Annotated in this window: 11 protein-coding genes; 5 read left to right on the top strand and 6 right to left on the bottom strand. The window is 73.6% G+C overall.

Annotated elements, in window-relative coordinates:
• The first annotated feature begins 64 nt into the window (after positions 1 to 64).
• On the top strand, positions 65 to 1,444 hold the full coding sequence (locus WME90_RS17840) for a site-2 protease family protein (RefSeq protein WP_437282346.1): 1,380 nt from the start codon (positions 65 to 67) through the stop codon (positions 1,442 to 1,444).
• Positions 1,445 to 1,462: 18 nt separating this feature from the next.
• Positions 1,463 to 1,921, top strand: a complete 459-nt coding sequence (gene dut / locus WME90_RS17835) for a dUTP diphosphatase (protein ID WP_437282345.1) — start codon at positions 1,463 to 1,465, stop codon at positions 1,919 to 1,921.
• A 38-nt stretch (positions 1,922 to 1,959) separates the two neighbouring features.
• Here dut and WME90_RS17830 read toward each other — a convergent pair whose 3' ends face one another.
• Both WME90_RS17830 and WME90_RS17825 read right to left on the bottom strand, forming a co-directional pair.
• Positions 1,960 to 2,868, bottom strand: a complete 909-nt coding sequence (locus tag WME90_RS17830) for a LysR family transcriptional regulator (protein ID WP_437282344.1) — start codon at positions 2,866 to 2,868, stop codon at positions 1,960 to 1,962.
• An 8-nt stretch (positions 2,869 to 2,876) separates the two neighbouring features.
• Entirely contained in the window at positions 2,877 to 4,385 is a 1,509-nt protein-coding gene (locus tag WME90_RS17825) for a serine/threonine-protein kinase (protein WP_437282343.1), read from the bottom strand.
• Positions 4,386 to 4,725: 340 nt separating this feature from the next.
• Here WME90_RS17825 and WME90_RS17820 point away from each other — a divergent pair, with 340 nt between their 5' ends.
• Both WME90_RS17820 and WME90_RS17815 read left to right on the top strand, forming a co-directional pair.
• On the top strand, positions 4,726 to 7,467 hold the full coding sequence (locus tag WME90_RS17820; RefSeq protein ID WP_437282342.1) for a phosphoenolpyruvate carboxylase: 2,742 nt from the start codon (positions 4,726 to 4,728) through the stop codon (positions 7,465 to 7,467).
• A gap of 188 nt (positions 7,468 to 7,655) precedes the next feature.
• Entirely contained in the window at positions 7,656 to 8,855 is a 1,200-nt protein-coding gene (locus WME90_RS17815; RefSeq protein ID WP_437282341.1) for a 6-phosphofructokinase, read from the top strand.
• 81 nt (positions 8,856 to 8,936) lie between these two features.
• Here WME90_RS17815 and WME90_RS17810 read toward each other — a convergent pair whose 3' ends face one another.
• From WME90_RS17810 to WME90_RS17800, 3 genes are all read right to left on the bottom strand, one after another.
• Positions 8,937 to 9,815 carry an NmrA family NAD(P)-binding protein gene (locus WME90_RS17810; RefSeq protein ID WP_437283622.1) on the bottom strand — a complete coding sequence of 293 codons (879 nt, stop codon included), beginning with the start codon at positions 9,813 to 9,815 and terminating at the stop codon, positions 8,937 to 8,939.
• Between the two features lie 127 nt (positions 9,816 to 9,942).
• On the bottom strand, positions 9,943 to 10,950 hold the full coding sequence (locus WME90_RS17805) for an anion permease (RefSeq protein WP_437282340.1): 1,008 nt from the start codon (positions 10,948 to 10,950) through the stop codon (positions 9,943 to 9,945).
• A complete protein-coding gene (locus WME90_RS17800; protein WP_437282339.1) occupies positions 10,947 to 11,564 on the bottom strand; it encodes a DUF47 domain-containing protein in 618 nt (205 codons plus the stop codon). The genes WME90_RS17805 and WME90_RS17800 overlap by 4 nt, the downstream gene beginning before the upstream one ends.
• 123 nt (positions 11,565 to 11,687) lie before the next feature.
• Between WME90_RS17800 and WME90_RS17795 the strand changes: the two genes are divergently transcribed.
• Positions 11,688 to 13,490 (top strand): sensor histidine kinase, encoded by a 1,803-nt coding sequence (locus WME90_RS17795; RefSeq protein WP_437282338.1) that lies wholly within the window; start codon positions 11,688 to 11,690, stop codon positions 13,488 to 13,490.
• Between the two features lie 43 nt (positions 13,491 to 13,533).
• Here the strand turns inward: WME90_RS17795 and WME90_RS17790 are convergent, their stop codons facing one another.
• Positions 13,534 to 14,016, bottom strand: coding sequence for a hypothetical protein (locus WME90_RS17790; RefSeq protein WP_437282337.1), 483 nt, complete (start codon positions 14,014 to 14,016; stop codon positions 13,534 to 13,536).
• Between the last annotated feature and the right edge of the window lie 41 nt (positions 14,017 to 14,057).

Raw genomic sequence — 14,057 nt, 5'->3', positions numbered from 1 at the left:
TACGGCCGGCCGCGTCCGCACGGCAATCATTGAGCGAACGGCCCGCACGGCTTATTACATGCGCATGAGCTTCCGTCTGTTTGGAGTCTCGGTCGACGTCCAGCTCGGGTTCTGGCTCTCCGCCGCCCTGCTCGGGTACGGGATCCTGAGCAAGCAACAGTACCAGCTGTTCCTCGTCTGGATCGTCGTGGTCTTCCTCTCGGTCCTCATGCACGAGTTCGGCCACGCGCTCGCGATAAAGCGGCACCGGATCGAGCCCGAGATCACGCTGCATTTCATGGGCGGGACCACGACCTGGCGATCGCTCCTGCCCCTCGGGCGGCTCCAGCACGTGCTGATCAGCCTGGCAGGCCCCTTCGCAGGCTTTTTCGTCGCCGGGCTCCTCCACCTCGTGCTCAGCTATGTCCCGGCGCTCTATGCCCTCCCGGCCATGCTGCTGAGCGGGATGGAGATGCTCATCTACGTCAACCTCTGGTGGGGCGCCCTCAACCTGATCCCCGTGCTCCCCTTCGACGGCGGCCACGTCCTCGAGCACGCGCTCGGCCCGCGGCGGGGCCGGCTGACGGCGGCCATCTCGGGCGTCGCCGCCGTGATCCTCGCCATCTTCTTCCTGCGGGCGGGGTTCTTCTTCTTCTCCTTCATCCTCGCCATGTCCGCGTTCCAGAGCCTGCAGCGGTTCCGCAGCGAGCCGGCGGCGTCGTCGCCCGTGATGAACCGCCGGCGCGCGGCGCTCCACGAGGAGCCGGTGCCGCCCGAGACGGCCGTCCTGCTCCAGCGGGCGCGCCAGGCCTTGGAGGACGAGCGGACGAGCGAGGCGATGGCGCTCGCGGCCGAGGTGCTCGCGCAGTCGCCGGCGCCGCCGAGGCGCGCGCTCCGGGAGGCGCACGAGCTCGTCGGCTGGTCGCACCTGCTCCTCGGCGACGCGAAGCGCGCGGGGGAAGCGGTCGCGCAGGCGCGCAAGCACGGCGAGCCGGACCCGGCGCTCGTCGGCGCGGTGCACCTCGCGCTGGGTGAGCTGAAGCAGGCGCGGAAGGTGCTGGAGGCGGCGCGGGAGGCCGGCGACGACCGGAAGGAGGTCGCGGGCCCGCTGATCCGGGTGCTCGTGGACCAAGGCGAGGTGGCGAGGGCCGCGGCGGTGGCGCTGGACATCGTGGACCAGCTCTCGGAGGACGACGCGCGGAGGATGGCGGAGATCGCGTTCGAGCGCGGCGCGTTCGACTGGTCGGCGCGGCTCTACGAGGCGATCTTCCGCCGCGTGGGCCTCGGCGAGGACGCGTACGGCGCGGCGCGCGCGAGCGCCAAGGACGGGAACCTGGAGGGGGCGCTGGAGCTGCTCCGGCGCGCGGTGGAGGCCGGCTTCTCGGATCGGGCGCGGGCGTGGTCGGACTCGGCGCTCGAGGCGCTCCGGGGCTCCGCGCTCGAGGCGGTGCTGCCGCGCCCGTGACCGGGTAGGCTCCGCCGCGTGCGCATCCAGGTGCCTTTCCTTCGCGTGGGGCCGATCGAGGTCCCTCCCCCCGCCTATCAGTCCGAGGGAGCCGTCGGGCTCGATCTCTGCGCCGCCGTCGAGGCGCCGGTGACGCTCGCGCCCGGGGAGCGGAAGCTCGTGCCGACGGGCTACGCGGTCGCCCTCCCCGACGGCCACGAGGGGCAGGTGCGGCCGCGCTCGGGGCTCGCGCTGCACCACGGCGTCACCGTGCTGAACAGCCCGGGGACGATCGATCCGGACTACCGCGGGGAGATCAAGGTCGTCCTGATCAACCTCGGCGCGGCGCCGTTCACGGTGCACCACGGCGATCGGATCGCCCAGCTCGTGATCTGTCCGGTCGCCCTAGCCGACGTGGTCCTGGTCCCCGCGCTCGCGCCGACGGCGCGCGGCGCGGGCGGCTACGGATCGACCGGCGTGCGGCGCGAGGAGCCCTAGCTCCGCCGGCGAGGGATCCGGAGAGAGAGGCCGGGGGCTCACAGCGACCTGAGCTCGTCGATCAGGAAGCTCCACACCGCAGCGACGCGGGGGACGTCGCGCAGGGCGCGGTGGCCGACCAGCCAGAGATCGTCCGTGGGCCACTCCTGCGCGCTCGCCTCGAGCGCGCTCGCGAAACGCAGCGGCGCGAGGGCGTGCACGCGCAGGTACGGCTCGGGGACGAGCAGGGCGCCGAGCCCGATCTCCGCCGCGGTGAGCTGTGACACGAAGAAGCTCGTGCGCAGGGCGATCTCCGCCCCCGGGGCGTGGCGCGCGAGCCAGCGCGCCGCAGGGAAGCTGGCGAGGTCGCGATCCCAGGCGATCCACGGCACGGCCTCCCACGCCTCCACGCGCCCGGCGCCCTCCACGAGCTGCTCCGAAGCGGCGGCGACCCAGCGCCCCGACGCGAGCTTCGTCACGACGAGGTCGGCGCCCTCCGGCCGGATCGAGCGGAGGGCGAGGTCCGCCTCGTGCCGGGTGAGATCGAGGACGCGGACGGACGCGTCCAGCTCGACGCGGATCTTGGGGTGGAGGGCGCGGAGGCGCGGGAGCCTCCGGACCACGAACGAGTCGGCGAACCCCGGGGCCACGCTGAGGCGGACGACGCCCTCGGCGTCGGACTCGGCGCCCGATGCGTCGCGCGCGAGGCGCCGGTGCGCGGCTTCCATCGCCTCGGCGGCCGGCAGGACGAGCTCGGCGACGCGCGTCGGGACGAGGCCGTCGCGGGTGCGGTCGAAGAGGCGCGCGCCGAGCGACGCCTCGAGCGCCGTCAGGCGGCGGCTGACGGTGGACGTGTCGAGGCCGAGGCGCGCGCCGGCCTGGCCGAGGCTCCCGTGCCGGTGGACGGCGAGGAAGACGCGCACGTCGTCCCATCGCGTGTCGCCGAGGTCCTGCGGCTTCGCGGGCATGCGCTGCGCTATCGATCCGACGAGAAGAGCCGGAACACCGCGATCCCGATGCCCAGGACGACGAGGCCCACCGCGACGTGGAAGAGCCCGATCGGGCCCACGCCGATGCGCCGGCCGTCGAAGAGCAGCGACGCGGCCGCGAGGTCGAGGAGGGTGATGACGACGCCCGCGCCCGCGAGCCGCACCGGCAAGGCGAACATCGCCATGAGCTCCGCGGTGCTCAGGCTGGGACGCGCGGGCGCCCGCTCCATCATCGAGGGCGGCATCCTCGACGGCGCGTAGGACGGCCTCGCGAACGGCGCGGGCGCGGGAGGAGACCAGTCGAGCGCGAGCGGCACCACCGGCTCGGTGGGCATGCTGTGCGGCGGCAAGCGGCCGCCGCGCTCCGGCAGATCGAGCTCCCGGGTCGCCGCGAGCGGCGCCGGCGCCGTGAGGCCGGGGCTCTGGAGGAGATCCGGCGCCCGCGTCGCTCGCGGCGGCGGGGGCGGCGCGGGGAACGCCGAGGGGCGGCTGCGGGCAGCGGGCGGCGCGTGGCTCCGGCTGGGCACCGCGATCGGCGGAGCGCTCCGCGGTAGACCGAGCGCTTGCTCGACCTCGTCCCAGAAGGCCCCGATGTCGCGGAAGCGCTCGCGTGGATCCACGGCCAGCGCCCGCCGGAAGGCGGCCTCCAGCACGTCGGGCACGAGGATGCCCTCGCTCCTCGGCGTGGGGCGGCGCTTCTCGTCGAGCACCGTGCCCATCATCGCGACGTGATCCCCGGCGATGATCTCGCGGCCGGCGAGCGCCTCGACCGCGGTGACCGCAAGGCCCCAGACGTCGGTCCAGGGGCCCGTCTTGCCGAAGCGCTTCGGCGCCCACTGCTCGGGCGCCCCGTACGCGGGCGTGAACGCCGTCGAGAGGCCGCCCGACGTGGTCGCGGTCTGGCCCGCCATGACCGTCGCGGCGTCGCGGGCCCGGGCGATCCCGAAATCGAGGATCTTGACGACCTCGGCGCCGTGGATCTGGGCGAGGAAGATGTTCGCCGGCTTGAGATCGCGGTGCACCACGCACGTGGGGCCGCTCGGCCCGGGGAAGTGGTGCGCCGCCTCGAGCGCGCGCGCCACCGGCGTGAGCAGCCGGATCACCTCCACCGGAGAGAGCGGCGGCGCGCCCCTCGCCGCGCGGGAGGCGATGTGGTTCGCGAGCGTGCCGCCCTCGAGCCACTCCAGCGCGATGAACGGCACGAAGACGCCGGTCGCGGCCGAGATCACGTCGTGGTGCAGCGGCCTGACGACGGCAGGGATCGCGGCCGACAGGCGGAACAGGAGCTCCGCCTCCTCGCGGAACTTGTCAAGGAACTGCGCGCGCAGCTGCTCGGGCAGCGTCTCCGGGACCTTGAGGCACTTGAGCGCGACCGGCGCTCGGAACGCCTCGTGGTACGCCCGATACACGACGCCGAACCCCCCTTCGGCGACGACCCGCTCTACCTTGAATGCCCCCTGGGTCGTGCCGACGATCCGGAAGACATCCTCGGCCATCTCCCGGAGGGTACACGAGCTCGACGGGGCTTCGAAAGAGCCCGGGGCACGGGCCGGGCTCGCACCCGCGCCCACCAGCCCCGAGGCGCGCTGCCGGAGGCCCCGCAGCTTCCCCGCACCCACCGTTTGAGCGCCAGCCCCTGTCAACGCCGGCGCCGACGTGCCCCCCGTGCCAACCCCGTCCGCAGCTGCCGCACCGCGTCGTGCGTGCCAGCCCCATCCCGACCACCGGCCCGCTACCCCTGCCCCCACCCCCGGTACCGCCCCCCGAGCCACTGACCGTCCGCCCAGACCACACTCGGTGGTCCGTTTTACGCCGCATCGCGCTAGGCTGGCCGCCATGCCACCGCGCCGCCGCGAGGTCGATCGACCTCTTCGCAAAGAAGTTCGCCTGCTTGGACGCCTGCTCGGGGAAGTGCTGATCGAGCAGGAAGGAGAAGAGCTCTTCGCAATCGAGGAGCGCATCCGCACGCTCGCCATCCGCCGGCGGCGCGGCCCCAGCGACGGCCGCGCGCACGCGGCCGCGGAGCTCAGCAAGCTGCTCGCGGAGCTGCCCCACGATCGCATCGAGCCGGTCATCCGCGCGTTCACCGTCTACTTCCGGCTCGTCAACCTCGCGGAGCAGCACCACCGCATCCGCCGCGCGCGCGCGTACGCGACGGATCCGGGCGCGCGGCCGCAGCGCGGCTCGATCGAGGCCGCGATGCACACGCTCAAGAAGGCCGGCGTGCCCGCGGAGCGCGTGCGCGCCGCGCTCAGGACGCTCGACGTCACGCTCACGCTCACCGCGCACCCGACCGAGGCCGCGCGGCGCACCGTGCTCGAGAAGCTCTACCGCATCGCGAAGAACCTCGAGGAGCGCGACCGCTGCCAGCTGACGCCCGACGAGTCGGCGCGCAAGCTCGCCGAGATCCGCGAGGAGATCACCGCGCTCTGGCAGACCGACGAGGTGCGCCGCGATCGCCCCACCGTCGGCGACGAGGTGAAGAACGTCGCCTGGTACATCGAGGAGATCCTCTGGGATCTGCTCCCCGAGCTGCCCGCGGCGATCGGGCGCGCGTTCGAGGCCGCCTACGGCGAGCCGCTCGACGCGGAGTTCGTGCCGCTCCGGATCCACTCGTGGGTCGGCGCCGACATGGACGGCAACCCGCTCGTCGTGCCCGCCGTGCTCGAGGACGCGCTGTTCGCCTACCGCATCCGCGGGCTGCGCCGGCTCATCCGGGCGGTGCGCGACCTCGGCGGCGCGCTGTCGCAGTCGGTCCGCCACGTCACGCCGCCGCCGTGGCTGCTCGCCTCGATCGAGGAGGACGCCGCCGCGATGCCCGAGGTGTCCGCGCGCTTCGGTCCGCGCACCGAGGGCGAGCCGTGGCGCCGCAAGCTGAACTTCATCGAGGCGCGCCTCACCGCCACGCTCGATCACGCAGAGCACGGCCGCGCCGAGGCGCGCGCGCGCTCCGGGCAGGGCCCCGCGCGCGAGGGGCGCGCGTTCGTGCGCCCCGAGGAGCCGACGCTCGCGGCCGCCTACCGCGAGCCCGCGGAGCTCGAGCGCGACCTCGCGGTCGTCGCCGACAGCCTGCGCGCCGCGCGCTGCGCGAGCTCCGGCGAGCGGCGCGCGCGGGCGCTGCTCTCGCAGGTGCGCGCGCTCGGGTTCGCGCTCGCGGAGCTCGAGATGCGCGCGCCGGCCGAGGACGCGCGCGCGGCTGCGGCCAGCGTCGCGGAGGGCCGCGTCGAGCCGGCGCAGATGACGCCCGAGGCGCGCCGCGTGTTCGAGGCGCTCCAGCGCATCGCCGCGGCGCAGCGCGACGGCGGCGAGTCGTCCTGCCGCACGCTCGTGCTGTCGATGACCCACAGCGAGAACGACGTGCTCGCCGCGCTCGCGTGCGCGAAGGCCGCCGGGCTGTGGGACGAGGCGCGCTCGTGCGCGCGGATCGACGTCGTCCCGCTGTTCGAGTCGCTCGCGGCGCTGAACGACAGCGCGAGGATCCTGCGCGCGCTGCTCGCGCACCCGGAGTACCGGCCGCACGTCCTCGCCCGCGGCGTGCAGGAGGTGATGATCGGCTACAGCGACTCCGGCAAGGAGGTCGGCCTGCTCGCGGCGAGCGCGGCGCTCCGGCGCGTGCAGGAGACGCTGCCGAAGATCGCCGCGGAGGCGGAGCTGCCGCTCCGCGTCTTCCACGGCCGCGGCGAGTCGGTGGCGCGCGGCGGCGGACCGGCGCACCAGGCGCTGCTCGCCCTGCCGGCCGGCAGCGTCGGCGGCCGCTACAAGGCGACCGAGCAGGGAGAGGCGCTCGACCACAAGTACGCGCGCCCCGAGCTCGCGATGCGCACGCTCGAGATCATGCTGAGCGGCGTGCTCCTGCACACGCTGGGGGCGCAGCCGCGGCCGCCCACCGCGTCCGAGCTGCGCTACGCCGCGGCGTTCGACGAGCTCGCGGAGACGGGCCGGCGCACCTACCGCGGGCTCGTCTGGGAGGAGCCCAAGTTCGTGGAGTTCTTCACGGCGGTGACCCCGATCGACGAGATCGCGCGCCTGCCGCTCGGCTCGCGCCCGAGCAAGCGGCGCGCGGGCGGCCTGGAGTCGCTGCGCGCGATCCCGTGGGTCTTCGCGTGGACCCAGAACCGGGCCATCCTCCCGGGGTGGTACGGCGTCGGCAGCGGCCTGGAGGCGATGGGCCAGCGCCCCGAGGGCGCGGAGCTGCTGAAGGAGATGATGGCGTCGTGGCCGTTCTTCCGCGCCGTCATCGACAACGTCGAGATGGTGCTCGCGAAGGCCGACATGACGATCTTCGCGGGCTACGCGGAGCTCGCGCCGGCCGCCGCGCGCAAGGCGGTCGCGCCGCGGATCATCGCGGAATACAAGCTCACGCGGTCGTGGCTCAAGCGGCTCACGGGCAACCGGCGGCTGCTCGAGGGCAACCCGACGCTCCAGCGTTCCATCGCGCTGCGCAATCCTTACGTCGACCCCCTTTCATTCCTGCAAGTCGAGCTCCTGCGGGCGAGCCGCGGCGGGGACTCGGGGCGCGATCGTTCGCTCCTGCTCACGCTGAACGGCGTCGCCGCCGGAATGCGCAACACCGGCTGAATCACGCTGCGGCGCGCTCGCTCGACGGCGCACGCACGGAGCACCACGCGGCGCGGCGCGCTCGCTCGACGCGCGGCGCCGAACGGCCGCGGCGCGCTCGCTCGAGGTCACGCGTCGCCGAACGACGACGTCGAACGTGTGACAATCGCTCGGCCAACCTCGTCGTCGCGTGGTAGAAGGCCGGCGCCATGACCAGCATCGTCGAGTTCGGACGTCCCGAGACCCTCCCGGCATCGGACAAGCGCCTGCTGCTCGTCTTCGACGGCGGCAACGCCCCCGGCTACTCCTCGGTCGCCGTCGCGCTGACCGAGGAGGCGGCGCGTCGAGGCTACGAGGTGTGGGCCGCGACCGAGGGCTTCCGCTCCCTGACCGCAGACGCGCGCGCCCAGCCCCAGTTCGAGCGCCTCATCATGAGCCGCCGCCAGCGATACGATCTGCTCGCGCAGGGCATCCCGGCGCGCTCGATGGGGCGGCGCGTGCTCGACGCGGGCAGCGATTTCCGCAGCGAGCGCTACTCCGGCTTCCTCGATCGCGAGAAGCGCAAGCAGGCCGCCGAGACCTTCAAGGCGCAGGGGTTCACGCACCTCATCTGCGTCGGCGGCAACGGCACGTTCGAGGGCATCAAGGCGTGGCTCGACGAGTTCGAGGTGCGCCCGCAGGCCGGCTTCGTGAACGTCTCCATCGACAACGACCTGGAGGGAGATCGCGCCATCGGCTTCCTGTCCGGCGTGGAGACGGGCGCGACCATCGCGCGCGGGCTCTACGAGGACGCCTACACGCACAAGCGCATCTACATCCTCGAGATGATGGGCAACCGCAGCGGGCGGCACGCGCTGCACTGCGCGGTGGCGGCCAGGGCGCACCTCATCGTGCTCCCCTTCTTCCGCTTCCCGCAGGACGTGCTGAGCGAGCTCGCCGACGGCCTCAAGCGCGCCGACTACGCGCTCGTGATCGTCGCCGAGGGCTACGAGGCCGAGCGCCGCCGCAAGGAGCACCCCGGCATGTCGGCGAGCGACTACCTGAAGCAGCAGCTCGAGGGCGCGGGGCTCCGCGACTCGCCGGACAAGCGCGTGATCGCGGAGCCGTTCAGCCGGTACATCCGCGGCATCCGCCCCGCCTTCCTCGACGTCTCGGCCGCCTTCCTCAAGGGGTCGCTGCTCCTCGCGGCGTTCGACGAGGGGCGCACCGAGGTCATGCCGTACGTGCTCGCCGCGAACGACGTCGGCGTGCTCGACTTCTCCTCCATACGCCGCGAGGACGGGGTGGAGCGGGCGTTCCTGCCGCTGCTCGACCGGCTCGATCTGAAGCGCTTCAAGACCTGGATCCTCGACCACTTCATCAGCCTCGGGGCGGCCCGGCCGAGCCGCGCTCCCTCGCACGTCGGATGAGCTCCGCGCAGGCGCGGGCCGGGTGAGCCCGCGCGCGGTCAGGTGGACCGCGCGCCGGATCGACGCCGCGCCCTCGCGGGCTCACGCGACCGCTCGGGTGAGCGCGCCCGAGAGGTGCTCGCGCGCCCAGCCCTCGAACCGCCGCCACCCGACCTCCGGGTAGGCGGCGTGGAGCGCGCCGAGGTCGACGCCGTAGCCGCCGCGGGCGAGCCAGCGGAACATGGCCGCGAGCTCCTCGCTGCGCGCGCGCACCTCGGCGAGCGGCACCTCGGCGTAGCGGATCTCCCGGCCGGCCACGCGGGACAGCGCCGACACGGCGTCGGCGCCGGTGAGCTCGTCGGACGCGAGCTCGATCCGGCGCCCCAGGAAATCGCACCGGCGCTCGAGCACGAGCGCCGCGAACCGCCCCACGTCGTCCGCCGCGATCTGCTGCAGCGGGCAGCCCGGCGGGAGCGGAGCGGCGTACACGCCGCGACGGAGGCCGTGGAGCGCCGCGGGCGCGAGCAGGTTCTCCATCAGGTAGACCGGCGCGAGGATGGTGCAGGGCACGCCGAGGGCGGTGATTTGCCGCTCGACGGCCGCCTTGCCCTCGAAGTAGGGGATGCCCGTGCACCGGTCGGCGCTCGCGACCGACGTGTAGACGAGGTGCGCGCCGCCCGCGGCCCGCGCGGCCTCGGCGGCGGCGAGCCCGCGCCGCACCTCGGCCTCGGCGGCGGCGAGCCCGCCCTCGATCGGCGAGCCCATGGCGAAGACCGCGTCGACGCCGGCCGCCGCGCGCGCGATCGCGCGGGGATCGTCGGCGCTGCCGTGGTTCACCTCGACGCCGAGCTCGATGAGCCGCGCCGCGGCGGGGTCGCCCGGCCTGGGGGAGAACGCGCGCACGCGGTGCCCGCGGGCGAGCAGCGCCCGCGCGATCGCCATTCCCGGCGCCCCCGTCGCCCCCGTCACGAGCGCCCGCATGGCCGCGCTATGGAGATCCGCGGCGCGCTCCGTAAGCCCCTCGGCGCGCGGCGCGAGGATCCCCATCTGGCTCGCCAGCGCGGCGTTACTTACGCTCGCCTGCCCGGCGCCGCGCTCGCCTGCGCGGTCAGGGCTGGCCGCTGATGACGTTCGCGATGGTGTAGACGGCCGCGGCGAGGGCGGCCGAGGCGGGGATCGTGAAGATCCAGGCCCAGACGATGCGCCCGGCGACGCCCCAGCGGACCGCGGAGAGGCGCCCGCTCGTGGCGCCGACGCCGACGATCGCGCCCGTGATCGTGTGGGTCGTGCTCACGGGGATGCCTAGCGCCGTGGCGCTGAACAGCGTCGCGGCGCCGGCCGTCTCGGCCGCGAAGCCGCCCACCGGCTTCAGCTTCGTGATCTTCATCCCCATGGTCTTCACGATGCGCCAGCCGCCGGAGAGCGTGCCGAGGCCCATCGCCGCGTGGCAGACGAGCACGACCCAGAGCATCGGCTTCGGGTCCTTGCCGCCCTCCTGGACGCCCGCGGAGATGAGGAGCGCCGTGATGATGCCCATCGTCTTCTGGGCGTCGTTGCCGCCGTGCCCGAGCGAGTAGCCGGCGGCGGAGAGCAGCTGCAGCCGACGGAACCGGGAGCTCACCTTCCTGGGCGTCCAGCCCCGCGCGAGCCACCGGATGGCGTGCATGATCGAGAACCCGATGACCGCGCCGAGCAGCGGGGAGACGAGGATGAACGCCGCCGTCTTGCCGAAGACCGTCGCGTCGAGCACCGACAGCCGCCCCGCGCTCTTCACCGCGGCCCCGGCGAACGCGCCCATGAGCGCGTGCGACGACGACGACGGCAGCCCCCACCACCACGTGAGCAGGTTCCAGATGATCGCCCCGAGCAGGCCGCCCAGGATGACGTTCGGCGTGATGAACCCCGGCTCGACGCCCTTCGCGATGTTGCGCGCCACCGTGGGTTCGAACAGCGCGAACGCGATGAAGTTGAAGGCGGCCGCCCAGATCACCGCGATGCGAGGCGACAGGACCCGCGTCGAGACGACGGTAGCGATCGAGTTCGCGGCGTCGTGAAAGCCGTTGATGTAATCAAACACCAGCGCGATGATGAGGATGGCGAGGATATAGGTCGTCATGCGTGCTCGAGCACGATGCCCTCGATGATGTTCGCGACGTCCTCGCAGCGGTCGGTCGCGTGCTCCAGGAGGTCATAGATGTCGCGCCACTTCATCACGAGGAGCGGGTCGTTCCCCTTCTTGAAGAGCGCCGCCAGCCCGTTGCGGTAGTGCGCATCCGCCGCGTTCTCGATCTTGTTGATCTCGACGCAGAGCTCTAGGAGATGCGGCTGTTTCTTCAGGTCCCTGAGGGACTGGATGGCGGAGCTCATGACGGTGCACGCGTCGACGACATCCTGCGCGAGCAGCCGCGCGTCCGGCAGGGCGCTGGTGATCTCGAAGAGCACGAGCCTCACGCTCGCCGCCTCGATGCAGTCGAGCACGTCGTCGAGGCGGGTGATGAGCGCGTGGATCTCCTCGCGATCGAGCGGCGTGATCCACGTCTGGTGGAGGGCGGCCAGACACTCGTGGGTGATCTTGTCGGCCTCGTCCTCGAGGTCGGAGATCCGCTGCACCAGGGCCGGGGCGTCGTCGAGCCGGTCTAGCAGCTGCAGGAGGAGCTCGCTCGCTGCGACGCTCTGCCGCGCATGGTTGGCCAGCGCGTCGAAGAAGACTGCGTCACGGGTCAATCCCATGGGGCCGGGCGTTTACCCGTCTCCCCGCATCACGTCAACGAGTCGTCATGAATCAGACAAAAGCGGGTAACATGATGATCCTAGCCCTCGCCGCGCGCGGCGGGGGACCGGCACGCGGGTGACATGGGTATTCGAAGCAAGCTCATCGCGTTCGCGGTGGGGATCGCGATCCTCGCGGCGTTGGTGTTCGACGGCTATGTCGTGAAGACGCTCGGGGCGGAGCTCTCGGCGCACACGGAGGCCAACCTGGCGACGCGGACGGCGCTCGTCACCGAGATCGCCGCGAGGGCGGGCGACCTCGCGGCCGAGGCGCCCGCCCTCGCGGAGGCGCTGTCGAGGACCGCCGGGGCGCGCGTCACGTTCATCGATCCGCAGGGCGTGGTGCGGGGCGACTCGTCGGTCGCGCCGGAGTGGCTCGGCCAGCTCGAGACGCACGCGACGCGCGACGAGGTCGCCGACGCGCGGCACCTGGGCACGGGGCGCAGCGAGCGCGTGAGCAAGACGACGCGGATGCGGATGCTCTACGCGGCGCAGCGGCTCGATCGCCCGGACGGGCCGTGGGTGGTGCGGGTCGCGTTCGAGCCGGTCGCGATCGATCGCAGCCTGTCCGCCGCGCGCACGCGCGTGGTGGAGGGCACGATCCTGGCCCTCGCGCTCGCCGTCGGCGCGGCGCTCGTCGGGTCGCGCGCGCTCTCCGGGCGGCTCGTCTACCTGACGGGCGTCGCGCGGGAGATGCGGGCCGATCTGGGCCGGCGCGCGCGCATGCAGGGGCACGACGAGATCGCGGCGCTCGGCGGCGCGCTGGACGACCTCGCCGAGAGCCTGGAGCTGTCGCGGCGCGAGCTCGGGGGCGAGGGAGAGCGCTTCCGCGCGGTGCTCGAGTCGATGCGCGAGGGCGTGCTCGTCACGGACGAGAAGGGCGACATCACGCTGGTCAACACGGCGCTCTCGCAGCTGCTCGGCATCCGCAGGGACCCGGTCGGTCGCCCGCCGCTCGAGGTGCTGCGCTCCTCGAGCCTGCACGAGCTCCTCGAGGAGGTCGCGCTCGCGCGCGCGGCGGCGACGCGCGAGATCGAGATCGCGCCGGGGGCTCCTGGCGTGGCGGGGCCCCCGGGGCGCCGGAACCTGCTCGTGAACGCGGCGCCGCTCGCGCTGCCGGCGCAGAGCCGCGGCGTGGCGGGGGTCGTCGCCGTCTTCTTCGATGTGACGGAGCTGCGGCGCATCGAGGGGCTGCAGCGCAACTTCATCGCCAACGCGTCGCACGAGCTGCGGACCCCGGTCGCGTCGATCCGCGCGAGCAGCGAGACGTTGCTCGGCGGCGCGCTCGAGGACGCGTCGGCCGCGCGCGATTTCGTCGAGGTGATCGATCGGAACGCGACCCGGCTGCACCGGCTCGTGGACGATCTGCTCGATCTGTCGCGCATCGAGGGCGGCGAACGTCCGCTCTCGCCGGGCACGCTCGATCTCTCGGTGCAGGCGGAGGCCGCGGTGGCGCTGCTGCGAGGGCGCGCCATCGAGCGGGACACCGAGGTGAAGGTCGAGGTCGCGCCGGGCACGCTCGTCGCGGCGGACCCGCGCGCGCTGGACCAGATCTTGACCAACCTCGTCGACAACGCGATCCAGCACACGCCGAGCGGCTCGCACGTGGTGGTGCGCGCGCGGGCCGCGAGCGGGCGCGTCGTCCTGGAGGTCGAGGACGACGGTCCGGGTATCCCGGCGGTGCACCAGGGCCGCGTCTTCGATCGGTTCTACCGGGTGGATCCGGGGCGCTCTCGCGCGTCGGGCGGCACCGGGCTCGGCCTGTCCATCGCGAAGCACCTCGTCGAGGCGATGAGCGGCGACATCACGGTGACGATCGGCGAGGCCGGCGGCGCGCTCTTCCGGGTGACGCTGCCGAGCGCGCCGGCAGGCGCCCAGAAGAAGTAGGCTCGGCGGCGCTGGAGCCAGCCTCGCCGAGGCAGGGCGGGAGCTACGGCGCGCAGGCGGTGCGGCAGCTGTCGAACGAGCTCTGGCACGCCGCTGGATCGGCGAGCGCCGGCAGGCCGCCGTCCGCGGGGAACTTCGGCGTGAGGCAGGTCTGGAGGATCGACTGGCACTTCGTGGCGCACGCGGCGAGCTTGCCCGAGAGCGCCCCCGCGTCGGCCGTGGTGGCGGTGCCGCCGTCCTTCGGCGCGCCCGCGTCCGCCGGCGCGCCCGCGTCCGGCTTCGGGCTCGCCGGTGCGGCCGGGGTCGGGGCGGCCGTCGTCGTCGCCGGAGGCGCGGCCGGGGTCGGCGTCGCGGCAGGCGTGGTCCCGGTCGCAGCGGGCGGCGGCGTCGTCGCGGGCGGCGCCGTGACGGCGCCCGGCGCCGGGGTGACCTCCTCCGGCTCGTCGCTGGATTTACACGCCGCGATCAGCAGCGCTGGCGAGGCGATCATCACGGCGAAGGCGGCGAGGAGCTTGTGAGCGCGCATGGACGCTTCATGCTGCGCCTCTGCCGGGAACGCAACCCTTG

The organism is Sorangium sp. So ce375, from assembly GCF_051473855.1.
Taxonomy (GTDB): Bacteria; Myxococcota_A; Polyangia; order Polyangiales; family Polyangiaceae; genus Sorangium.
Note: the sequence above shows the minus strand (reverse complement) of the source record. Positions and strands in the feature narration are given on the sequence as shown.

What these genes read in the sequence shown, in the direction of transcription:
- WME90_RS17805 (WP_437282340.1), bottom strand. Translation starts at nt 10,950, where the DNA reads ATGACGACCTATATCCTCGCCATCCTCATCATCGCGCTGGTGTTTGAT.
- WME90_RS17810 (WP_437283622.1), bottom strand. Translation starts at nt 9,815, where the DNA reads ATGCGGGCGCTCGTGACGGGGGCGACGGGGGCGCCGGGAATGGCGATC.
- WME90_RS17830 (WP_437282344.1), bottom strand. Translation starts at nt 2,868, where the DNA reads ATGCCCGCGAAGCCGCAGGACCTCGGCGACACGCGATGGGACGACGTG.
- WME90_RS17825 (WP_437282343.1), bottom strand. Translation starts at nt 4,385, where the DNA reads ATGGCCGAGGATGTCTTCCGGATCGTCGGCACGACCCAGGGGGCATTC.
- WME90_RS17795 (WP_437282338.1), top strand. Translation starts at nt 11,688, where the DNA reads ATGGGTATTCGAAGCAAGCTCATCGCGTTCGCGGTGGGGATCGCGATC.
- WME90_RS17815 (WP_437282341.1), top strand. Translation starts at nt 7,656, where the DNA reads ATGACCAGCATCGTCGAGTTCGGACGTCCCGAGACCCTCCCGGCATCG.
- WME90_RS17840 (WP_437282346.1), top strand. Translation starts at nt 65, where the DNA reads ATGAGCTTCCGTCTGTTTGGAGTCTCGGTCGACGTCCAGCTCGGGTTC.
- WME90_RS17800 (WP_437282339.1), bottom strand. Translation starts at nt 11,564, where the DNA reads ATGGGATTGACCCGTGACGCAGTCTTCTTCGACGCGCTGGCCAACCAT.
- WME90_RS17790 (WP_437282337.1), bottom strand. Translation starts at nt 14,016, where the DNA reads ATGCGCGCTCACAAGCTCCTCGCCGCCTTCGCCGTGATGATCGCCTCG.
- WME90_RS17820 (WP_437282342.1), top strand. Translation starts at nt 4,726, where the DNA reads ATGCCACCGCGCCGCCGCGAGGTCGATCGACCTCTTCGCAAAGAAGTT.